General features: G+C 62.0%; 24 protein-coding genes. 13 read left to right on the forward strand and 11 right to left on the reverse strand.

Going from position 1 to position 19,885, the window contains the following annotated elements:
• Positions 1–1,149 carry an aminotransferase class I/II-fold pyridoxal phosphate-dependent enzyme gene (locus EB230_RS21760; protein WP_056566514.1) on the reverse strand — a complete coding sequence of 383 codons (1,149 nt, stop codon included), beginning with the start codon at positions 1,147–1,149 and terminating at the stop codon, positions 1–3.
• A 147-nt stretch (positions 1,150–1,296) separates the two neighbouring features.
• Between EB230_RS21760 and EB230_RS21765 the strand changes: the two genes are divergently transcribed.
• From EB230_RS21765 to aat, 6 genes are all read left to right on the forward strand, one after another.
• Positions 1,297–2,688, forward strand: coding sequence for a M48 family metallopeptidase (locus EB230_RS21765; protein WP_056566516.1), 1,392 nt, complete (start codon positions 1,297–1,299; stop codon positions 2,686–2,688).
• A gap of 64 nt (positions 2,689–2,752) precedes the next feature.
• Positions 2,753–3,574: a DsbA family protein gene (locus EB230_RS21770; protein ID WP_172373940.1), complete on the forward strand. Its 822-nt coding sequence runs from the start codon at positions 2,753–2,755 to the stop codon at positions 3,572–3,574.
• Positions 3,575–3,719: 145 nt separating this feature from the next.
• Positions 3,720–4,154: a type II 3-dehydroquinate dehydratase gene (gene aroQ / locus EB230_RS21775; RefSeq protein WP_056566522.1), complete on the forward strand. Its 435-nt coding sequence runs from the start codon at positions 3,720–3,722 to the stop codon at positions 4,152–4,154.
• Between the two features lie 26 nt (positions 4,155–4,180).
• Positions 4,181–4,642, forward strand: coding sequence for an acetyl-CoA carboxylase biotin carboxyl carrier protein (gene accB, locus EB230_RS21780; protein ID WP_172373941.1), 462 nt, complete (start codon positions 4,181–4,183; stop codon positions 4,640–4,642).
• Positions 4,643–4,652: 10 nt separating this feature from the next.
• Positions 4,653–5,996 (forward strand): acetyl-CoA carboxylase biotin carboxylase subunit, encoded by a 1,344-nt coding sequence (gene accC / locus EB230_RS21785; protein WP_056566529.1) that lies wholly within the window; start codon positions 4,653–4,655, stop codon positions 5,994–5,996.
• 12 nt (positions 5,997–6,008) lie between these two features.
• The gene (gene aat, locus EB230_RS21790) at positions 6,009–6,626 is read left to right on the forward strand and encodes a leucyl/phenylalanyl-tRNA--protein transferase (RefSeq protein ID WP_056566530.1); all 618 of its coding nucleotides are present in this window, start codon (positions 6,009–6,011) and stop codon (positions 6,624–6,626) included.
• A 12-nt stretch (positions 6,627–6,638) separates the two neighbouring features.
• Here aat and EB230_RS21795 read toward each other — a convergent pair whose 3' ends face one another.
• The 3 genes from EB230_RS21795 to EB230_RS21805 all read right to left on the reverse strand — a co-directional run bounded on the left by EB230_RS21795 (position 6,639) and on the right by EB230_RS21805 (position 8,227).
• Positions 6,639–7,022: a hypothetical protein gene (locus EB230_RS21795; protein WP_056566533.1), complete on the reverse strand. Its 384-nt coding sequence runs from the start codon at positions 7,020–7,022 to the stop codon at positions 6,639–6,641.
• Between the two features lie 74 nt (positions 7,023–7,096).
• Complete coding sequence (locus EB230_RS21800) at positions 7,097–7,687, reverse strand: DUF2155 domain-containing protein (RefSeq protein WP_056566536.1); 591 nt, start codon at positions 7,685–7,687, stop codon at positions 7,097–7,099.
• Positions 7,688–7,828: 141 nt separating this feature from the next.
• The gene (locus tag EB230_RS21805) at positions 7,829–8,227 is read right to left on the reverse strand and encodes an NADH:ubiquinone oxidoreductase subunit NDUFA12 (RefSeq protein WP_056566539.1); all 399 of its coding nucleotides are present in this window, start codon (positions 8,225–8,227) and stop codon (positions 7,829–7,831) included.
• Between the two features lie 228 nt (positions 8,228–8,455).
• Between EB230_RS21805 and panB the strand changes: the two genes are divergently transcribed.
• Together panB and panC are read left to right on the forward strand one after the other, a co-directional pair.
• Positions 8,456–9,304: a 3-methyl-2-oxobutanoate hydroxymethyltransferase gene (gene panB, locus EB230_RS21810; RefSeq protein ID WP_056566542.1), complete on the forward strand. Its 849-nt coding sequence runs from the start codon at positions 8,456–8,458 to the stop codon at positions 9,302–9,304.
• Positions 9,301–10,152 carry a pantoate--beta-alanine ligase gene (gene panC, locus EB230_RS21815; protein ID WP_172373942.1) on the forward strand — a complete coding sequence of 284 codons (852 nt, stop codon included), beginning with the start codon at positions 9,301–9,303 and terminating at the stop codon, positions 10,150–10,152. The genes panB and panC overlap by 4 nt, the downstream gene beginning before the upstream one ends.
• A 40-nt stretch (positions 10,153–10,192) precedes the next feature.
• Here the strand turns inward: panC and EB230_RS21820 are convergent, their stop codons facing one another.
• The 4 genes from EB230_RS21820 to gatB form a co-directional block, all read right to left on the reverse strand.
• On the reverse strand, positions 10,193–10,537 hold the full coding sequence (locus EB230_RS21820) for a hypothetical protein (protein ID WP_172373943.1): 345 nt from the start codon (positions 10,535–10,537) through the stop codon (positions 10,193–10,195).
• 353 nt (positions 10,538–10,890) lie between these two features.
• A complete protein-coding gene (locus EB230_RS21825) occupies positions 10,891–11,589 on the reverse strand; it encodes an AIM24 family protein (RefSeq protein ID WP_172373944.1) in 699 nt (232 codons plus the stop codon).
• Positions 11,590–11,740: 151 nt separating this feature from the next.
• Positions 11,741–12,232: a GNAT family N-acetyltransferase gene (locus EB230_RS21830; protein ID WP_056566553.1), complete on the reverse strand. Its 492-nt coding sequence runs from the start codon at positions 12,230–12,232 to the stop codon at positions 11,741–11,743.
• Positions 12,233–12,236: 4 nt separating this feature from the next.
• Entirely contained in the window at positions 12,237–13,736 is a 1,500-nt protein-coding gene (gene gatB / locus EB230_RS21835; protein WP_056566555.1) for an Asp-tRNA(Asn)/Glu-tRNA(Gln) amidotransferase subunit GatB, read from the reverse strand.
• A 281-nt stretch (positions 13,737–14,017) separates the two neighbouring features.
• Here gatB and EB230_RS21840 point away from each other — a divergent pair, with 281 nt between their 5' ends.
• Positions 14,018–14,275: a YjhX family toxin gene (locus EB230_RS21840; protein ID WP_013895772.1), complete on the forward strand. Its 258-nt coding sequence runs from the start codon at positions 14,018–14,020 to the stop codon at positions 14,273–14,275.
• Between the two features lie 48 nt (positions 14,276–14,323).
• On the opposite strand, the gene EB230_RS21845 is transcribed toward EB230_RS21840, so the two are convergent.
• Both EB230_RS21845 and EB230_RS21850 read right to left on the reverse strand, forming a co-directional pair.
• Positions 14,324–14,755, reverse strand: coding sequence for a CBS domain-containing protein (locus EB230_RS21845; RefSeq protein ID WP_056566860.1), 432 nt, complete (start codon positions 14,753–14,755; stop codon positions 14,324–14,326).
• Positions 14,756–14,843: 88 nt separating this feature from the next.
• On the reverse strand, positions 14,844–15,602 hold the full coding sequence (locus EB230_RS21850) for a rhomboid family intramembrane serine protease (RefSeq protein ID WP_056566558.1): 759 nt from the start codon (positions 15,600–15,602) through the stop codon (positions 14,844–14,846).
• 420 nt (positions 15,603–16,022) lie between these two features.
• Between EB230_RS21850 and EB230_RS21855 the strand changes: the two genes are divergently transcribed.
• The 4 genes from EB230_RS21855 to EB230_RS21870 all read left to right on the forward strand — a co-directional run bounded on the left by EB230_RS21855 (position 16,023) and on the right by EB230_RS21870 (position 19,296).
• The gene (locus tag EB230_RS21855; RefSeq protein ID WP_056566561.1) at positions 16,023–16,655 is read left to right on the forward strand and encodes a PAS domain-containing protein; all 633 of its coding nucleotides are present in this window, start codon (positions 16,023–16,025) and stop codon (positions 16,653–16,655) included.
• A gap of 120 nt (positions 16,656–16,775) precedes the next feature.
• Positions 16,776–17,384 (forward strand): PilZ domain-containing protein, encoded by a 609-nt coding sequence (locus EB230_RS21860; RefSeq protein ID WP_172373945.1) that lies wholly within the window; start codon positions 16,776–16,778, stop codon positions 17,382–17,384.
• 293 nt (positions 17,385–17,677) lie between these two features.
• Positions 17,678–18,286, forward strand: coding sequence for a transglutaminase-like cysteine peptidase (locus tag EB230_RS21865; protein ID WP_056566567.1), 609 nt, complete (start codon positions 17,678–17,680; stop codon positions 18,284–18,286).
• Positions 18,287–18,543: 257 nt separating this feature from the next.
• A complete protein-coding gene (locus EB230_RS21870) occupies positions 18,544–19,296 on the forward strand; it encodes an NYN domain-containing protein (RefSeq protein WP_056566570.1) in 753 nt (250 codons plus the stop codon).
• 47 nt (positions 19,297–19,343) lie between these two features.
• On the opposite strand, the gene EB230_RS21875 is transcribed toward EB230_RS21870, so the two are convergent.
• Positions 19,344–19,871, reverse strand: a complete 528-nt coding sequence (locus EB230_RS21875) for a gamma carbonic anhydrase family protein (protein ID WP_056566573.1) — start codon at positions 19,869–19,871, stop codon at positions 19,344–19,346.
• Positions 19,872–19,885 lie beyond the last annotated feature (14 nt).

The raw sequence follows: 19,885 nt of genomic DNA on the forward strand, positions 1-19,885 counted from the left end.
CTACCTCAACCAGCGTTCGATGCGCGACATAGCCTCGACCATGTCATGGTGGCTGCCGGCATAGGAAAAACGCATCGTGCGGTGCCCCGCCTGGGTGTCGAAGTCGCGGCCAGGCGTCGCCGCCACATGCGCCTCGGCCAGCATCTTGCGCGCGAAGGCCATGCTGTCATTGGTGTGCCGGGTGACGTCGCAAAACGCGTAGAAGGCGCCATCCATCGGCGCGGCCAGCGGAAAGCCGAGTTCGGGCAGACGTTTCATCAAGAGCTCTCGATTCCAGGCGTAGCGGCCCTTGACGGCCTCCAGCTCCTCGGTCGCGGCAAAGGCCTCGATCGCAGCGATCTGCGACAATTCCGGCGGCGAGATGTAGAGGCTTTGGGCGATCCGCTCGACCGGCCGCACCAGCTCTTCCGGCAGCACCATCCAGCCGATGCGCCAGCCGGTCATGCAATAGTATTTCGAGAAGGAATTGATCACGGTCACGCTGTTGCCGAAGGCGAGTGCCGTGGTGTCGGGCGCGCCATAGGCCAATCGATGATAGATCTCGTCGGAAATGACGGCGATCCCCAGTGTCTCCGCCATATTGACCAGCGCCGACAGTTCGTCGGCCGGTATAACAGCGCCGGTCGGATTGGCCGGGCTCGCGAAAAGAACCCCCTTCAGCGGCTTCTCGCGGTGCGCTGCCTCCAGGTGACCGGCATGCAGATAGGCCGCTTCGCCGAGTTCGATCTCGACCACATCGATGCCGAGCGCCGCCATGATGTTGCGATAGGCGGGATAGCCGGGTGCCGCGATGGCTACGCGATCGCCCGGATCGAACATCGCCAGGAAGGCGAGATTGAAGGCCGCCGACGATCCGGTGGTCACCGCGATCCGGCCGGGCTCGACCTCAAGCCGATAGTGATCCGCGTAGTGCTCGGCGATCGCCTTGCGCAGACCGGCCAGCCCCAACGTGTCAGTGTAGCCTATGCGCCCGTCCTGCAAGGCCTTGGCGGCCGCGGCGCGAACCCGTGCTGGCGCGGGATCGGAGGGCTGGCCGACCGCCATTGAGATCACCGGCACGCCTTGAGCCTTCAGCCTGTTCGCTTCGGCCAGGACATCCATGGCGTGGAACGGTTCGACATTGCCACGGCGTGAGAGCGAAACGACCATTTTACCCCTGTCCCGACAGTTGAGCACGCCATTCCCTTGATGCATGCGCCGCACAAATGCCCGATTGATGTGAGGATCACAAGTTGAGGAAGTTTTTCCGGTGCCGACTTTTCATCTTTCGCCCGCTCGTCTACCAGTTGACACGTCATGTTGAGCCGCCCCAGATCGACGATTGCCCAGGCAGCGCGCGTTTTCGCGACGTTTTCGCTCGGCGTCGCCGTTGCCGTGGCGAGTTCAGTCACCGCCTTCGCCCAGAACGTGCCTGTCATACGCGATGCCGAGATCGAGGCTCTGGTGCGCGATTACGCTCGGCCGATCTTCAAGGCTGCCGGGCTGGCGAATGACGGCATCGACATCGTCCTGGTCAACGATTCCAGCTTCAACGCCTTCGTCACCGGACGCCGGCTCTTCATCAACACAGGCGCGCTGATGACGGCTGAGACGCCGAACGAGATCATCGGCGTCATCGCGCACGAGGCCGGTCATATCGCCGGCGGCCATCAGCAGAAACTGCGTGACCAGCTCGAGCGCGCCAAGACGATGGCCATCATCGCCACCTTGCTTGGCGCGGGCGCCATGGTCGCTGGCGCGACCACCAACAGCCGCGGTCTTGCCGGCGCCGGCATGGGCGTGGCGGCTGGCGGCGGCGAGATGGCGCAACGCAGCATCCTCGCCTACCAGCGCACCGAAGAAACGACCGCCGACCGTTCGGCTATCACCTATCTCAACGCCACCGGCCAGTCCGGCATGGGCATGCTGAAGACCTTCGCCCGCTTCCAGAGCGCGCTGTCCTTGTCGGGCACGCAGGTCGATCCCTATCGGATCAGCCATCCGATGCCGCAGGAACGCATCGCAAATCTCCAAGTGCTGGTGAAGCAGAGTCCCAATGTCGACAAGGTCGACCCTCCGGCGCTGCAGCAGCGCCACGACATGATGCGGGTCAAGATCGCCGTCTATATGGACGGCCAGGCCGCGGCGGCGCGACTGATGCAAAAGATGCGGGGCAGCCTTGCCGCACAGTACGGCGATGCCCAGTCCACATATCTTTACGGCGACATTGCCGCGGCGCTCGTCAAGACCAACGCCCTGATCAAGGCGCAGCCCAAGAACGCCTATTTCCAGGAGTTGCGCGGCGACATACTGATGAAGGCGAACAAGCCCAAGGATGCGGCCGAAGCATACGCCAAGGCGGTCAGCCTCGATCCGGCGCGGTCCGGCCTGCTGCCTGTCTCGCTCGGCCAGGCCCTGATGGCCGTAGGCACGCCCGATTCGCTGAAGAAGGCCGTCGTGCAGATCAACAACGGTCTGGGGCGAGACAAGGAAAACTCCGCTGGATATCGCTACCTGGCGCAGGCTTATGGCGAGTTGGGTGACATACCGGGGGCCGAGCTTGCCACGGCCGAGGGTCATTTCTATTCCGGCAACTACAAGGATGCGAAGATCTTCGCCATGCGGGCGCAGCAGCAGATGAAGCGCGGCGAGCCGCGCTGGATCCGTGCGCAGGACATCATAAATTACAAATCGTCAGGCAAAATCTAGTGAACCTTCCGGCCACGCGCTGCGACACAGCGGGACCGGGAAACAGGCAAAAGGAACGAAAACGATGAAAAAGGCACTGCTGCTGGGCACCACGGGGATCGCTGTAGCCCTTGCCATGCTGGCTTTCGGTTTCGTGGCCGGCAGCCCACAGATTGCCAAGGCCGGGACGGCGCAGCCTGCGGAGACGGCTCAGCCTGTCCAGACAGCGGGGGCCGATACCAAGATTGACCGCACCGAGGTCGAAGGAATCATTCGCGACTATCTCCTGAAGAACCCGGAAGTGCTGCTTGAAGTGCAGGACGCGCTGGAGGCCAAGCAGAAGGAAGAGCAACGCCTCGCCGCGCTCGGCGTCATCAAGAACGCCAAGGAGCAGATCTTCAACTCCAGCTTCGACGGCATTGTCGGCAACCCGAACGGCAAGGTGACCATCGTCGAGTTCTACGACTACAATTGCGGCTTCTGCAAACGTGCCATCGAGGACATGCGGGCGCTGACCAAGGCCGATCCGGATTTGCGCTTCGTGCTCAAGGAATTCCCGATCCTCGGACCGGACTCACAAAAGGCGAGCGTCGTCTCCATGGCGTTCCACCTGATGAAGCCTGAAAAATACGGCGAGTTCCACAATGCGCTGCTCGGCGGCCAGGGACGCGCAACCGAAGCGGCCGCGATCAAGGTCGCGGTTTCACTCGGCGCCGACGAGGCGACGCTGCGCGAGAAGATGAAGGACCCGTCGATCACCGAAGCCTTCGCCAAGACCTATGATCTTGCCAACAAGCTGGCGATCACCGGAACGCCGTCCTATGTGGTCGGCAACGAAGTCGTGTTCGGGGCTCTCGGGCAGGAAGTGCTGGCGGAAAAGATCGAGGCGGCGAAAGCCGCGCTTTGATCGGCCGGGAGTTTTCTTCACGGGCGCATTTCGGCCTGTTGTGGACAGTGAAAGAACGCACTTGCGCTCTTTCCGCGGGCGACTATGCCCATTATAGAGAGCCAGCGCGCCGGTTTGACACCGGCGCCGGAAAAGGTCGGCTTTTTTGAAAACGGTTTTCGTCCTGAACGGTCCCAATCTCAACGCGCTCGGCAAGCGCGAGCCGGGCATCTATGGCGGCAAGACGCTTGCCGCCATCGCCGACGACTGCAAGCAGGCGGGCACGTCGCTCGGGCTTGAGATCGATTTCCGCCAGTCGAACCACGAGGGCGACCTCGTCGACTGGATCCAGGAAGCCGGCGACAAGGCCGCCGGCATCGTCATCAATCCAGGCGCCTACAGCCATACCTCGATCGCGATCCACGACGCCATCCGCTCGGTCGCGCCGCTGCCGGTCGCCGAGGTTCATCTTTCCAACATCCATGCGCGGGAATCATTCCGCCACGTCTCCATGGTCGCGCCGGTCGCCGTCGGCATGATCTGTGGCTTTGGGCCGCTCGGCTACACGCTGGCGCTACAGGCGCTGGCCGCACGCCTATGACCGGCCAACAAACAGAAGGCTCGAAAATGTCGATAAAGAAAACCGGTGTTGACCAGCAGCTGATCCGCGATCTGGCGGGCATACTGAACGACACCAACCTGACCGAGATCGAGGTTGAACTGGGCGACCTGAAGGTACGCGTGTCGCGGCAGGCACCCGCCGTCCATGCCATCGCCGCACCCCCGCCGGCCTATGCGCCGGCGGCTGCCACCCAGCCCGCGGCATCAGCCGCGCCGGCAGCGGTCGACGTGTCGAAGAACGCGGTGGCCTCGCCGATGGTCGGCACCGCCTACCTGGCGCCCTCGCCCGACGCCAAGCCGTTCATCGAGATCGGCCAGAAGGTCAAGGAAGGCCAGACGTTGCTGATCATCGAGGCGATGAAGACGATGAACCAGATCCCGTCGCCACGCGCCGGCACGGTAACGGCGATCCTGTTCGAGGACGCGACGCCGGTCGAATACGGCATGCCGCTCGTCGTGATCGAGTAGAGCTGGCAGGATGTTCCAGAAGATCCTCATTGCCAATCGCGGCGAAATCGCGCTTCGGGTGCTGCGTGCCTGCAAGGAACTCGGCATCCAGACGGTGGTGGTGCATTCGACCGCCGATGCCGACGCCATGCACGTCAGGCTCGCCGACGAGAGCGTATGCATTGGCCCGCCGCCGTCGCGCGACAGCTATCTCAACATCCATCAGATCGTCGCGGCCTGCGAGATCACCGGTGCCGACGCCGTGCATCCAGGCTACGGCTTCCTGTCGGAGAACGCCAAATTCGCCGACATATTGGCGGCGCACAACATCACCTTTATCGGCCCGTCCGGCGACCACATCCGCATCATGGGCGACAAGATCGAGGCCAAGCGGACCGCCAAGCGCCTTGGCATCCCCGTGGTGCCAGGCTCCGACGGCGCGGTGACCGACGAGAAGGAAGCCAAGCGCATTGCCGCCGAGATCGGCTATCCCGTGATCATCAAGGCCTCGGCCGGTGGCGGCGGGCGCGGTATGAAGGTTGCACTCACCGAGGCGGACCTCGAGATCGCATTGCAGACGGCGCGCTCGGAAGCGGGTGCCGCCTTCGGCGACGATGCCGTCTATATCGAGAAGTATCTGCAGAAGCCGCGCCACATCGAGGTGCAGGTGTTTGGGGACGGCTTTGGCGGTGGCGTGCATTTCGGCGAGCGCGACTGTTCGCTGCAGCGCCGCCATCAGAAGGTCTGGGAAGAGGCCAATTCGCCGGCGCTCAACGCCGAGGAGCGGTCCCGCATCGGCGGCATCTGTGCCAAGGCCATTGCCGATCTCGGCTATTCCGGCGCCGGCACGATCGAGTTCCTGTACGAGAATGGCGAGTTCTATTTCATCGAGATGAACACGCGCCTGCAGGTCGAGCATCCAGTGACGGAAGCGATCACTGGCATCGATCTCGTGCATGAGCAGATCCGTGTCGCTTCCGGCGGCGGTCTTTCGGTCAAGCAGGAAGACATCAAGTTCAACGGCCACGCCATCGAGTGCCGCATCAATGCCGAGGATCCCCGCACCTTCACCCCCTCGCCCGGCACGATCACGCATTTCCACACGCCGGGCGGTCTCGGCATTCGCGTCGATTCGGGTGTCTATTCCGGCTACAAGATCCCGCCCTATTACGACAGCCTGATCGGCAAGCTGATCGTTCACGGGCGCAACCGCGTCGAATGCATGATGCGGCTGCGGCGGGCACTGGATGAGTTCGTCGTCGACGGCATCAAGACGACCTTGCCGCTGTTTCGCGACCTCGTCGGCAATGCCGACATCGCCAATGGCGACTATGACATCCACTGGCTGGAAAAATACCTGGCCAAGGAAGAGTAGTCCGGGGACGCGATGACCCGTCCCTACGCGCCCGGCTATCGCATCCCGACCGACCTCCTGCTCAAGGCATACGCTTCGGGCGTCTTCCCGATGGCCGAAAGCGCCGGGGATCCCGAGGTTTTCTGGGTGCGGCCGGAAACGCGCGGCATCATTCCCCTCGATGATTTTCACACGCCCAGAAGCCTGAAGAAGACAATCCGCAAAAACCCATTCGACATCCGTTTCGACTTCGATTTCGAGGCAACGATCGATGGCTGCGCCGAAAAGCGTGAGGAACGGCGCTCGACCTGGATCAACGCGCCGATCCGAGAGGCCTATGTGCAGTTGCACCGCATGGGCCACTGCCATTCGGTCGAGGCCTGGCGCGAGGACAACTTGGTCGGCGGCCTTTATGGCGTTTCGCTTGGACGGGTGTTCTTCGGCGAAAGCATGTTTTCCAAACAAACGGATGCTTCGAAGATCTGCCTGGTCTACCTCGTCGAGCGCCTGAAGGCGCGCGGCTTCGCGCTGCTCGACACGCAATTCACCACGGAGCATCTGAAGCACTTTGGCGCCGTCGATGTGCCGCGCGGCAAATACGAAAAGATGCTGGCCGAAGCACTGAAGGGCGAGGCGATCTTTTTTCCGTAGGAATCAAGACCCCTACTTGGCCGCAGCCTCGATGGGCGTCTGCGAATGGAACATCATCTTCCAGCCGTTGACGCGATGGACATAGCCGGTGCTCACCAATGCCGCATAGGGTTCGCCATTTTCCCGCGTCGCGTGCGCCTCGTAAGTCAGCATGATGATATCGCTGCCCGGCTCGATTATTCCCTTGAGTTCCATATCGAGATCGCGCCAGCGGTTGGGCTTGGTCGCGGTCTTGGCCAAGTCTGCATTGTCCATCGCCATTGCCATCTGAGGAAACGCCACCAGGCATTCCGTATCGGCGTTGGCGGCGTAGTAGGCTGCGTCGCCGGTCCAGAACCCTCTTTCGAGCTCAAGCAGCTCTTTCTTGCTGGCCGTGATCCGCTTGCTGTCCGACATCGGTCTATCCTCCGGGCGCATCAATGCGCATCGTCCGTGATCCAACGCATGATGGACACGACGGTTCCGGGGGATCAGTTGGTGTCTGACGTATCCGGTTCCGTGGGGGCGGGCTGTTCCACATCCGATGTGGCGGCAGGCTTGGCTGTGGTCGGCTTGGCCGCAGGTTTCGAAGCGTCGGCCTTGGTCGCGTCAGCCTTGGTGGCGCCGGGCGAAGGGACATCCGACTTCTGCTTGCATTCCTTCAGCCAGACGTCATAGACGGCGTGTTCGACGGCATTGAGGCCGGGGCTTTCGGCGAACATCCAGCCGGTGAAGATACGACGGATCTTGCGGTCGAGCGTGATCTCGTCGACCTCGACGAAGGAATCGGTCTTCGGTTCCTCTGTCTGCGGCCGGGAATAGCAGACGCGCGGCGTCACCTGCAGAGCGCCGAACTGCACCGTCTCGTCGATATAGACGTCGAAGGTGATGATGCGGCCGGTGATCTTGTCGATGCCGGCGAACTCGGCGACCGGGTTGGTTATGCGATCCGACCCCGCGGGAGCCGCCGGCGCGGGTGCGGGCGCGGCAGGCGCGGGCGAAGCAGCAAACGCCGCTGTGCTGACGGCGAGGCTGGCGGCTAACGCCAAGCCGCCCGTCGATATCAGGTTGAAAAAGCTCATATAAGGGTACCGGTGGTTCGCGCCCGGGTGATTCCGTCAACCACCAAGGCTAGTCGCCGTTTTCTGATCAGCAAGCAGCTAAACACCAATTGTGGCGATAAAGGACCGGCCTGCACTTTGCGTCGCTGCGGACGGGGCCCGTTACGACCCGGGCGTCCAGGCGTCATAGTCACCCGTGACCTGCGGGCGATGCTGGTTCGTCAGCACCGAGCCCTTCGGGCGATATGCCGCCGGCGTGCCGGTCAGATTGGGCTGATGCGGCTTCTGCCAGTCGCGCGGCTTGTACTCGTCACTGGGCGGCGCGACATCGACGCGGTGATGGATCCAGCCGTGCCAGCCTGGCGGGATGGCCGAGGCTTCGGAATAGTTGCGATAGATGACCCAGCGGCGCGTGCGGCCTTCCGAATCGATTCCACCCTCGTAATAGACATTGCCGGCCTCGTCCTGGCCGACTCGCTTGCCGTACCGCCAGGTGTGCAGGCGTGTTCCCAGCGTCTGGCTGTTCCACCAGGTGAAAAACTGCGTCAGGAAAGTCTTCATCTCAGAACCCTCGCGCCGACGGCGCCTGTTTCCTGCTTATGGCGTCAGGCCTTCGGGAAGGCAAGGGTTTTGCCGTGGGGAGCGCGCAAATGGCGCGCCAGCGACCCGACACAAGCCTGTGATCTCCAGAGGCGGAAGGACGCACGCTTGCCAAGCCTTTCCGCTCTTTCTAAAGCTCAGCGCGCCCATGCGGGTATCAATCCGGCCATGGGCCGAAGGAGGTGACGATTGGCCACGAAATTGCCGACCACCGACATTAGGATCGACGCCGAGCTGATTCGCCGCCGCAAGGGCGGCACGCCACTGGTCTGCCTTACGGCCTACACCTATCCCGTCGCTCGCCTGCTCGATCCCCATGTCGACCTGCTCCTCGTCGGCGACAGCGTCGCCATGGTCCTGCATGGTCACGAGACGACGCTGGGCGCCTCGCTCGAGATGATGATCGCTCATGGGCAAGCCGTGATGCGCGGCTCGGCCAGGGCCTGTGTCGTCGTCGACATGCCGGCCGGCAGCTACGAGGACTCGGCGGCGCAGGCGTTGGCCTCGGCGCGACGCATCATTGGCGAGACCGGCTGCCAGGCGGTGAAACTCGAAGGCGGCGTCGACATGGCCTTGCAGATCGCGGCGATCGTGGCCGCCGGCATTCCGGTCATGGGCCATATCGGCCTGCTGCCGCAATCGGTGGAGAAGGACGGCGGCTACAAGATCAAGGGCCGCACGGACGAGACGATCGCGGCGTTGATGGCTGATGCGCTCGCCGTAGAAAAGGCTGGCGCGTTCTCCGTGGTCATCGAAGGCACGATCGAGGCGGTCGCCGCCGACATCAGCCACCGCATCGCCATTCCAACCATCGGCATCGGCGCCAGCGGCGACTGCGACGGCCAGATCCTCGTCATCGACGACATGGTGGGGCTGACCGTCGACCGTGTGCCAAAATTCGTCAAGGAATACGCCGACCTGCGCAGCGTGATCGCGCACGCCGCCGAGCAGTACGCATCGGAGGTGCGAAATCGGACATTCCCCGGTCCTGCGCATGTTTTTTCCGGCTCAACCACCAATGGCGGAGACCGAGCATGAGCCGGCCCGATGTCGTCGATAGCGTTGCCGCACTTCGCGCCAGGATTCGCGACTGGCGGCGCGACGGCTTGCGCGTCGCCATGGTTCCAACCATGGGCGCGTTGCATGAAGGGCATCTCTCCCTGATCAGGATCGCGCGCGAAAAAGCAGAGCGCTGCGTGGTGTCGATCTTCGTCAACCCGACGCAGTTCGCACCGAGCGAGGATCTCGACAAGTACCCGCGCCAGCTTGCCCGTGACCTGGATCTGCTGGCGACGGTCAAGGCCGATCTTGCCTTCACGCCGACGGTTGGCGCGATGTATCCCGCCGGCTTTGCCACCAGGATCTCGGTCGGTGGCCCGTCCGCCGGGCTCGAATCGGACTTTCGCCCCACCTTTTTCGAAGGCGTGGCCACCGTCGTCGCCAAGCTCTTCCTCCAGGCAGCGCCCGACTACGCGGTCTTCGGCGAAAAGGATTATCAGCAGCTTTGCGTCGTCAGGCAGCTCTGCCGCGACCTTGACCTGCCCGTCGAGATCACCGGTGCCCCGACCATACGCGACGCCCATGGCCTCGCCATGTCGTCGCGCAACGCCTATCTCGACGATGGTGAACTGGCGGTCGCTCGCCAACTCAACGTGATTCTGCGCCAAGCGGCGGCGGCGTTGGCGGCCGGCGTACATCGAGACGGTGCAACCGGCCGAGCCGGTCGTGCCCTGATCGCCGCCGGCTTCCAGAAGATCGACTATGTCGAGGCCCGCGAAAGCCTGACGCTTGCGCCCTGGCGCCGCGACAGCACGGGACGCCTCCTCGCCGCTGCCTGGCTTGGCAAGACGCGGCTGATCGACAATGTGGAAATTCCCAGGGTCTAGGGCAAAGGGTCGATCGACTGCATTCAGCTTCCTGCCGCGCCTACCTCACGCCTATCCGCCCGCCGGTCCTTACCAATAATTGCCCCACGAGCACCCCAATAATCCCAGCCGATGCTTTCACGACTGCATCGGCAAGATGCGCGTGGCGGCCGGGATCGATGATCTGAAGCAATTCCAGTATGCCGGCAGTCGCAATCACAAAGATCGAGGTCTGATACACTCTGTTGGGGAAGCTGAGCGCCAGCGCGAAGCCCAACAGCACATAGGCCAGGGCACGCTCGATATTCGCCTCGGCTATGTGCGGTCTCATCTGGATCGGCGACAAGGTCGCGAAAATGATGATGACAAGCAGCACCAGCGCCGCGATGCGGAACAGTTTTATCATGCCCCTGCATATCCGTCGTGAGCCGGCACAGCAAATGCTGGGATGACGCAGGAGCGGATTGGGGACGGGAGGCGGTATGAGAGGGCCCATGTCCAGGTTGGCGAATGCGATCGACCGCGCCCTGCCGCAGGGCGTCGAGGCCATATACGATTCGGTTGCCAACGTCGGTCGCTGGCACGGCGACCAATTCGGCTCGATTTCGGTGTCCTGCGGCGACCCCGCGCTCCTACGCGACTATGGGTCGGAGGTTCCGTTCTTCACGGCGGTACCGAAGATGGATATCGACATGCGCTTTACGGTCGGATTCCTTCTATGCGCTGCAAGGTCCCGACGAGCGGCAGAACTGGTCGGAGTTACTCCTCTGTCGGCATGTGCAGATACATGGACTGGATGCCGACCCGGCCGGGGCCGGTGAAACGATTGACGATGAAGTTCATATTGGCGCCGAAGAAGCCGCTCGACAGGCGGTCGATCTTGGTTTCCATCCTGACCGAGGCATCCTTGAACAGCCAGCCGCCCGGCTCGATGTCGATGGTCTCGCCAGCGGCAAGCGTCTTTTCGAAGACATTGCCGTAGCCGTGCAGCCAGACGATGCCGTCGCCGGTATCGCCGCGAAAACGGTCGATGAAGAAGCCGCTCTGGCCAAACAGCATCGTCGCCAGGCCGCGTACCCGCTCGAACGTGTAGTCGACATTGCCGGTGGCGGCGAGAAACTGGTGTTCGCGCACCTGGATCTCCTCGCCGCGCCTGAGATGGATCGGCACGATGTGGCCGGGCCCGTCACGGCTGAAGGCGATGATGCCCGCCCCCGACGCCTCGGTGACGAAGATCTGCATACCGGCCATCATGCGCTTCAGCGCGCCTTTGAGCGATTTCAGGCCGATGGTGATGGTGGAATTTTTCCAGAGCAGGATGTGGTGCTCGAAATAGACCGGCATCCGTGTCACGTCGACCGAAAGCACGGGCACCAGTTCGCCCGCAATGTGATAGGTGACGCCACCAAAGGTTTCGTCCGACACCTGGGTCGGCATCAGTTCCGGCAAACTTGGCATGGTTCCCCCTCGCCGCCTTGCACGCCAGCCCATTCCGGCTTCCGCAAGGTCAGCGCAGCAGCTTGGTGCGTGACCCTCAGGCCGTCAAACGAAAACGGGCACATGCCGCGCCGCTCGCGAGAAGGTGATACGGAGTGCCAGCTGATGGCGCTCAGCCGGCAAGCGGCCTGCGATAGACCAGTGTCTGTTCGCCGGAGGGACCCGTGTGCTCGCCGGCATCGCCGGATCGTACGAAACCGTTCGCTTCGTAGAACGCGATGGCACGCTTGTTCTGTTCTTCCACTTCCAGGCGGATGGCGCGGGCTTCAGGGAAACTCTCGATGATCTCGTCGAGCAGCATGCCGCCGATGCCCCTGCCCTGCAGGACTGGAAGCACGTAGAGCTGTTTCAGCACGACCAATTCTCCGCCATCAGCGCCTTCGGCAAAAGCCACGCCACCAATGCGCTTGCCGTCATCGGCGACGAGAAACTCGCTGTTCGGCCGTGTCAGTCTGGTTCTCAGAGAAGCAATCGAATGCCATTGGTCGGTGATTTCAGTGACCTTGGCGGCGCCATAGATGGCGTCATAGGTCGCATGCCAGGTTTCAACCAGCAGCGCCCGGACGGCGGCGAGGTCGCGATCTCCGGCGGTGCGGACGAACATGGTTCTACTCGATGCCGAGCTTGGCCTTGACGAGGTCGTTGACCGCCTGCGGGTTGGCCTTGCCGCCTGTCGCCTTCATCACCTGGCCGACGAACCAGCCGGCCATGGTCGGCTTGGCGCGCGCCTGTTCGACCTTGTCAGGATTGGCAGCGATTACTTCGTCGACAGCCTTCTCGATGGCGCCGGTATCGGTGACCTGCTTCAAGCCTCGGCTTTCGACCAACTGACGTGGATCGCCACCTTCGTTCCAGACGATCTCGAACAGGTCCTTGGCGATCTTGCCGGAGATGGTGCCATCCTTGATCAGGTCGATGACGGCGCCAAGCTGGTCGGGCGAAACCGGCGCATTTTCAATGTCCTTGCCCGCCTTGTTCAATTGACCGAGCAGGTCGTTGATGACCCAGTTGGCGGCGAGCTTGCCGTCACGTCCGGCGGCCACCTTCTCGAAATAGTCGGCGACCGACTTTTCCGAGACCAGGATCGAAGCGTCGTAGGTCGAGAGACCCAGCGAGGTGATCAGCCGCGCCTTCTTGTCGTCGGGCAGTTCCGGCAGTCCTTTGGCCAAGGCATCGACATAGGCCTGGTCGAATTCCAGCGGCAGAAGATCGGGATCGGGGAAGTAGCGGTAGTCGTGCGCTTCTTCCTTCGAGCGCATGGAGCGCGTCTCGCCCTTGACGGGATCGTATAGCCGCGTTTCCTGATCGATCTTGCCGCCGTCTTCCAGGATAGCGATCTGGCGGCGCGCCTCATAGTCGATGGCCTGGCCGATGAAGCGGATCGAGTTCATGTTCTTGATCTCGCAGCGCGTGCCGAACTCGCCACCGGGCCGGCGTACCGAGACGTTGACGTCGGCGCGCAGCGAGCCTTCATCCATGTTGCCGTCGCAGGTGCCGAGATAGCGCATGATGGTGCGCAGCTTGGTGACATAGGCCTTGGCCTCATCGCCGGAACGCAGGTCGGGCTTGGAGACGATCTCCATCAGCGCCACGCCAGAGCGGTTGAGGTCGACATAGGACATGGTCGGATGCTGGTCGTGCATCGACTTGCCCGCATCCTGCTCCAGATGCAGCCGCTCGATGCCCACCTCGATATCCTCGAACTCGCCCTGCCGGTCGGGGCCGACCGAAACAATCACCGTGCCCTCGCCAACGATCGGCTGCTTGAACTGCGATATCTGGTAGCCCTGCGGCAGGTCGGGGTAGAAATAGTTCTTCCGGTCGAAGACGGACTTGTGGTTGATCCGCGCCTTCAGGCCGAGGCCGGTCCGGATCGCCTGCTTGACGCATTCCTCGTTGATGACAGGCAGCATGCCGGGCATTGCCGCATCGACCAGGCTGACATTGGCGTTGGGGGCAGCGCCGAAAGCGGTCGAGGCGCCGGAAAACAATTTTGCTTGCGAGATGACCTGCGCGTGCACCTCGAGACCGATAATGATTTCCCAGTCGCCGGTGGCGCCGGGGATCAGGCGTTTCGCGTCGGGCGTGCGGGTATCGATGAGGGTCATGGTGGCCTGCGCTTCTAGCTCGCGAAGATTGCGATTTTCGCAAATTTTGAGTGTTGGCCTTCGCTAGTGCAAACCGCCAAAAGAGACAAGCGCAAAGCCGCAGGCTAGCCTTTTCAGCCGCTCTCGCTTATAGGACGCTGATCCCAATGGAGAGTGGATGTCCACTTACGCTCAGTCCCGGTAGGGCCCTGACCTCCTAGCGAGGCAGGGCAGAAAACCTGAAACCCCGTGCCGCGAAGCTTCGCGGCGGCGGCATTTTTTGTTTTCCCGGAAACTCTCCCATGGATATTTCGCGCACTGAACAGCGCATCCTGCACCTGCTTGCGCAGGGCGGACGCATTGAAATCGAAAAGAACCAGAAGAAACGGATCGCCTCCGTCAAATGCCTGACCCGCGATGGCTGGCACTATCCGGGCGTCGATCTCGACCTGTTTCGAAAACTGAAACGCAAGAAGGCGGTTTCGTCGTCTGGCGGCGGTCCCTACCGCATCACAAGGCGCGGGCTCGAGCTCGTCCGCTCCGAACTCGACAACAGATAGCATATGGTTCCGCCGGTCGGACTTCCGGCCGGCGGCTCCGTTCACCGCTCAGGCGGTGGCGATATAGGCCCTGATCTCGTCCGCCTCGCGCTCGACATCCTCGATGCGGCGCTTGACCACGTCGCCGATGGAGACGATGCCATCAAGCAGGCCGTCCTTTTCCACCGGCAGATGGCGGAAACGGCCCCTGGTCATGATCTCCATCACCTCGTTGACGGTGTGGTTCTCGTTGCAGATCTTCACCTTCGGCGTCATTGCCGAACGCACGGCGATATCAAGCGCGGCGCTACCTTCCTTGGCAACGACCCGCACGATGTCGCGCTCCGACAGAATGCCGACGATCTTGCGATCGCCATTGGTGATGACCAGCGCGCCTATCTTGTGTTCGGCGAGGATGCGGATGGCTTCGCTGAGCTTTTCGTTCGGCCCGAGCGTCAGCACGTCGTGGCCTTTTCTTTCCAGAATTGCCTTAACCGTCATGGCGTCCTCCTCTGCTTCGCCTGCCGGCCCCCTGCCCAGACCGGCTGTCACGTAAGAGTGAACATCGTGCGCCGTGATCCGTTGCATTTCAAGTGCCGCGGTCGGCGGTCTCCCATTCGGGCGGCTGCCATCGCCGGTCGAACCAGCGCAGGCCGAAGAAGCCGGCGACGAAGCCGCCAATATGGGCCTCCCAGGCGATCTGTCCGTCCACTCCGGGGGCAAAGCCGAGCAGGCCGGTGGCGAGATTGATGATCATCCACACGGCGAGAAAGATCACGACGCCGCGCAAGCGCAATACGACCGCGATCGGCAGCACGGGGCCAGCGAAGGCAGCCTTGCCGGCCGATCGGTCGGTGCGGAAACCGAAACGCGCCGCGGCCCCCATCATGCCTGATATGGCGCCGGAGGCGCCGACCAGCGGTGCCTCGCCATAGGGGTGCATGGCCCAGAAAAGCGCCACGGAAGCCAGTCCGGTGGCCGCAAAGAACAGGGCGAACCAGAGCCCGCCGAGACGATTGGCCAGTGGCGAGCCAAAGGCGGCGAGCCAGACCATATTGATGGCGATATGCGCAAACCCGCCATGCATGAAGGCGTAAGTGAAGGGCCGCGTGAGCAGGAACCAGTCGAAGCCGTATTGGCCGGTGTAGAGGACGGGGATGAAGGCCCCGTCGTACAACAGCGTCATCTGTTGAGCGTCGTTCAGCACATATTGCTGCAGCAGGAAAACGACCGCGCAAATGCCGATCACCGCCAGCACGACGGGCGGCAGATTGAACACCGGCTCGCGCCGGGGCTCCGGCATCGGTTCGGCGTGTTCGCCCTCGGAAGGATCTTGCGGTTCGCTCATCTGCAATCGCACTCTATTGGTTCGATATGGGGGCTGGTTCGATCTGGGGCTGGTTCGATCTGGCAGCATCTAGATCATGGTCAATGGAACCGCAAACAGCGAATCGCCTTGGTGCGAATCAAAAAAGAAGCCGTCCAAGGTTTCCCTTGAACGGCCGGTCGAGCCCCCTGCTCCCCTAAAACTCTTGACTGAAGTGCTGCCGATCGTCGCGAAACGACCGCTTCTGGAGTGGTTTTGGTGTGCCACGGGGCCTGCCCGGGCGCAACGTAAACCAGTTGTTAACCTTAACGGCCCCGACCCGTGAACAAGTGTTAACGACGCTGGCACGCTTCCTGCTCCGCAACGCATGTAGGTCATCGGAGGGCGCCCTTCTGTTCACCGATGGGACATCAGACGACAGAATGCGCGGAGCAGCATACCATGAACCAAAACGGATCGATCACGCTGTTCCATTATTGGAACCGTCTGCGTGACGGACGCCCTGCCCCGAAGCGATCGGAAGTCGAACCGGCCGATATCAAGTCGTTGCTGGCCGATACGTTCATCCTGGAAAGGGACACACGTGGGCAGCCGGTGTTCCGCCTGGCCGGCACCAGGCTCTGCGCCTGCTATGGCCGCGAACTCAAGGGTTTCTCCTTCCCGTCACTATGGCGCGAGAAGGATCAGCGCTTGGTTTCAAGGCTGATTCATGGGGTTTTCGATCAGAAATCGGTCGTGTTGATCATATTCGAGGGCTTCAGTCGCAACGGCCGCTCGAACAAGTTCGAACTGCTTGCCTTGCCGCTTGACGGCGGCATCGAAAACCAGCGCTGCCTCGGCGTGGTCAGCGCCGTGGAGAAGCCATTCTGGCTGGGTGCCGACCCGATCACGGACGCACTGATCGATTCGATCCGTGTCATCGATCCGGAGAAAGAGCTGCTCAACAACCGTCCGGCGATCGACGTCCCCTCGCTTGTTCCAGCCGAACTCGATGCGCCCGATACGATCTCGGCGCTTGGCCGGGCGCGCCGCATCCGCCATCTCGTCGTCTTTGACGGCGGGCGCGAGGAATAGTTGATCATGCCACGGGTGCCGCAGGCTCGTTTTTCCCCTTTGTTAACCCGCTTTGTTGTAATTCTCCGGTGAAGTCCTTCGCATCGACGCGCGGGAATGCCAAACGGGGTGTAGGCAGTCATGAGGTCAGCGGCGGTCGACTACGCGCCGTCCCAAGCTGAAAGGCGTAACTTTCAGCGCGTCCGGGTCAAGATATACGGGCGATTCATGCTGGAAGACCGCACCGAGCATCCTTGCCAGGTCGTCGACATGTCGCCCGGTAACGTCGCGCTCCGCACCGATCGCATCGGCATGCCCGGCGAAAAGGTGATCGCCTATATCGGCCGCATCGAAGGCGTCGTCACACGCACGCTGCAGGACGGCTTCGCCATGACGGTGATCGCGTCCGACCGCAAGAAGGACAAGCTTGCGGCGCAGTTGACCTGGCTTGCCAACAAGCACGAACTCGACCTGCCGGAAGACCGCCGCCACGAACGCGTCGCGCCGCGCAACCCGACCAGCGTGCTGCAACTCACCGACGGCCGTCAGTACCAGTGCCGGATCATCGATCTGTCGCTGTCGGGCGCGGCGATCGAAATCGACGTCAAGCCGGCCATCGGCGTCCAGGTCATGCTGGGCACCATGCGTGGCCAGGTCGTTCGTCATTTCGAGGATGGCGTCGCCATAGAATTCGCCGTCATCCAACGTCCCGAAACGCTCGATTCCGAATTCAACACGCCCCGCGCCTGACCGGCGCGGGCAAGCAATCAAGCCGGCCCTTCGCGGCCGGTTTTTTGTTGCGGCAATCATCCAGGAAAATTTCCGGAAGCGGCTGAACCGCGCGGCAGCCCAAAAGTGGCCACCCGCCCCATGGGCAGCGAAGCCCTCACGCTCTTCACAAACTGATAATCCAAACAATTAAATACCAAAATGATTCAAATTTTATGTTTATTCTACTGGCGTTTTACTTAAAGTCTGCTTCGCGCCTTTGCGTCAAATAAATCCACATGTGGCAATGTCTCCTTCGAACGGGGAGACTAGAAATGAAAGAAACGAGGGGCAAGCTGTTGCTGATGGCAATGGCGATGCAGCTTTCCGCCTGGGGATCAGCATATGCCGCGGGACCGGCCTATATGCACACCGGCGGCCGTACCACGCAGCCTGTCGGCCACTACGAATTCTGCCAGCGCATCCCTGGCGAATGCAACGAGAAGACGCCCAAGGGCGCCCCAGTCGACCTGAGCCGCAAACTCTGGGCGACGATCGTCAGCATCAACAATTCGGTCAATAGCCGCATCAAACCGCGCACCGACATGGAAAACTACGGTGTCGAGGAGTACTGGGCCTATCCCGACAACGGCTACGGCGATTGCGAGGACTACGCGCTGGAGAAGCGCCGCGAACTGATGGACGCTGGCGTGCCGGCGGGTGATCTGCTGATGACGGTTGCACGCCAGCCGAATGGCGACGGCCACGCCGTGCTGACCGTGCGCACCAGCCTCGGCGAGTTCATCCTCGACAATCTGGAAACCAAGGTGCTGTCCTGGACGGACACCGACTACACCTATCTCAAGCGTCAATCGACGGAAAACTCCGGCGTTTGGGTGACGATCAACGACGGCCGTTCCGACGCGGTCGCCAGCGTCCGCTAGTGCGCCAGCATGTCGCCCAAAGCGGCAGCGGTTTTGCGGCATGCATGGAACAGAAATTAAGCGCATCGCGACGCGCTTGAGGAGAAACCCGGTCGAGTCCCCACCCTCCCCGTCCCCAACGACCGGGTCAAAGGAGCCGGCCCCGTCCCCGGGCCGGCTCCGCCATTTCCGGGGTAGCTGCTAAAATTGATCCCAATTCCATGGCATGGTGCGTTCGCGCCCTATATCTCCAGAAGATATCAGCAGCAGGAGGCCTTATGCCGACCGAAGCTCGATCACCGCGTCTTGCGGTTCTTATCGACGCGGACAACACCTCCGCCAAGATTGCCGACGGTTTGTTCGAGGAGATCGCGAAGATCGGCGAGGCCAGCGTGCGCCGTATATATGGCGACTTCTCCAGCACACGGTCCAAGAGTTGGGCAGACATATTGGCGAAGCACGCGATCATTCCTCAGCAGCAGTTCGCTTATACCACTGGCAAGAATGCTTCCGATATTACACTGGTGATCGACGCGATGGATCTGCTCCATAGCGGCCGTTTCGACGGTTTCTGCCTGGTTTCTTCCGACAGCGATTTCACGCGGCTCGCTGCGCGCATACGCGAACAGGGTGTCGATGTCTTCGGGTTCGGAGAGCAGAAAACCCCGGAGAGCTTTCGGCAGGCTTGCCGCAGATTCATCTACACCGAAAACCTTCTGCGTGGCCCGGCGAATATCCCGGACGCCGCGCCCGCATCGAAGCCGCTTCAATCATCCAGTGCCGCGCTGCCGATACTCAAGAAAGTCATCGGCCAGATGGACAGCGAAGATGGCTGGGTGCTGCTCGGCACGTTCGGAAAGCAGCTCTCGAACCTCTTCTCCGACTTTGACCCTCGCACCTACGGTTTCGGCAAACTGAGCGACCTGGTGAGGAATACATCCGAATTCGAGATCGAAGCGCCCAAAGGGGGAGCCATGCGCATTCGAATCAAGCCTGCGACCGTAAGGAAAGGAAAGAACAAATCCGCCTGATCCATGCGGGACTGCCGTCCCCGCACCCTGTCAGTTGGGTCATGACCTCAAAGCTTCTTCAGCCCTGCCTTGAAGCGCTTGCCATTTGCGACGTAGTGCGCGGCCGAGGCGCGCAGCCTGTCGACGGCCGCGTCGTCCAGCACCCTGATCGCCTTGGCCGGCGAGCCGACGATGAGCGAATTGTCGGGAAATTCCTTGCCTTCGGTGACCAGCGCGCCGGCGCCAACGAGCGAATTCCTGCCGATCCTGGCGCCGTTCAGCACGATGGCGCCCATGCCGATCAAGCTGTTGTCGCCGATGGTGCAGCCATGCAGCATGGCCCGGTGGCCGATCGTGCAGCCCTCGCCGACGGTCAGCGGAAAGCCGGGATCGGTGTGCATGACCGTGTGTTCCTGCACATTGCTGTCAGCGCCGATCACAACAGGTTCGTTGTCGCCGCGAATGACGACGCCAAACCAGAAGCCGGCATTGCGGCCGACGCGCACATTGCCGATCAGCGTCGCATCGGGCGCGATCCAGTTTGAACCCGCATCCTCGAAGCTGGGCTCTGTTCCGTCGATCGCATAAAGCGGCATTGTCGGTCTCCGAA

The sequence above is a fragment of the Mesorhizobium sp. NZP2234 genome (genome assembly GCF_013170765.1).
Classification (GTDB): Bacteria; Pseudomonadota; Alphaproteobacteria; order Rhizobiales; family Rhizobiaceae; genus Mesorhizobium; species Mesorhizobium loti_D.

Coding starts and splice junctions, on each gene's coding strand:
- EB230_RS21760 (WP_056566514.1), bottom strand. CDS start 1,149: ATGGTCGTTTCGCTCTCACGCCGTGGCAATGTCGAACCGTTCCACGCC.
- EB230_RS21765 (WP_056566516.1), top strand. CDS start 1,297: ATGTTGAGCCGCCCCAGATCGACGATTGCCCAGGCAGCGCGCGTTTTC.
- EB230_RS21770 (WP_172373940.1), top strand. CDS start 2,753: ATGAAAAAGGCACTGCTGCTGGGCACCACGGGGATCGCTGTAGCCCTT.
- accB (WP_172373941.1), top strand. CDS start 4,181: ATGTCGATAAAGAAAACCGGTGTTGACCAGCAGCTGATCCGCGATCTG.
- accC (WP_056566529.1), top strand. CDS start 4,653: ATGTTCCAGAAGATCCTCATTGCCAATCGCGGCGAAATCGCGCTTCGG.
- aat (WP_056566530.1), top strand. CDS start 6,009: ATGACCCGTCCCTACGCGCCCGGCTATCGCATCCCGACCGACCTCCTG.
- EB230_RS21795 (WP_056566533.1), bottom strand. CDS start 7,022: ATGTCGGACAGCAAGCGGATCACGGCCAGCAAGAAAGAGCTGCTTGAG.
- EB230_RS21800 (WP_056566536.1), bottom strand. CDS start 7,687: ATGAGCTTTTTCAACCTGATATCGACGGGCGGCTTGGCGTTAGCCGCC.
- EB230_RS21805 (WP_056566539.1), bottom strand. CDS start 8,227: ATGAAGACTTTCCTGACGCAGTTTTTCACCTGGTGGAACAGCCAGACG.
- panC (WP_172373942.1), top strand. CDS start 9,301: ATGAGCCGGCCCGATGTCGTCGATAGCGTTGCCGCACTTCGCGCCAGG.
- EB230_RS21820 (WP_172373943.1), bottom strand. CDS start 10,537: ATGATAAAACTGTTCCGCATCGCGGCGCTGGTGCTGCTTGTCATCATC.
- EB230_RS21825 (WP_172373944.1), bottom strand. CDS start 11,589: ATGCCAAGTTTGCCGGAACTGATGCCGACCCAGGTGTCGGACGAAACC.
- EB230_RS21830 (WP_056566553.1), bottom strand. CDS start 12,232: ATGTTCGTCCGCACCGCCGGAGATCGCGACCTCGCCGCCGTCCGGGCG.
- gatB (WP_056566555.1), bottom strand. CDS start 13,736: ATGACCCTCATCGATACCCGCACGCCCGACGCGAAACGCCTGATCCCC.
- EB230_RS21840 (WP_013895772.1), top strand. CDS start 14,018: ATGGATATTTCGCGCACTGAACAGCGCATCCTGCACCTGCTTGCGCAG.
- EB230_RS21845 (WP_056566860.1), bottom strand. CDS start 14,755: ATGACGGTTAAGGCAATTCTGGAAAGAAAAGGCCACGACGTGCTGACG.
- EB230_RS21850 (WP_056566558.1), bottom strand. CDS start 15,602: ATGAGCGAACCGCAAGATCCTTCCGAGGGCGAACACGCCGAACCGATG.
- EB230_RS21855 (WP_056566561.1), top strand. CDS start 16,023: ATGAACCAAAACGGATCGATCACGCTGTTCCATTATTGGAACCGTCTG.
- EB230_RS21860 (WP_172373945.1), top strand. CDS start 16,776: ATGAGGTCAGCGGCGGTCGACTACGCGCCGTCCCAAGCTGAAAGGCGT.
- EB230_RS21865 (WP_056566567.1), top strand. CDS start 17,678: ATGAAAGAAACGAGGGGCAAGCTGTTGCTGATGGCAATGGCGATGCAG.
- EB230_RS21870 (WP_056566570.1), top strand. CDS start 18,544: ATGCCGACCGAAGCTCGATCACCGCGTCTTGCGGTTCTTATCGACGCG.
- EB230_RS21875 (WP_056566573.1), bottom strand. CDS start 19,871: ATGCCGCTTTATGCGATCGACGGAACAGAGCCCAGCTTCGAGGATGCG.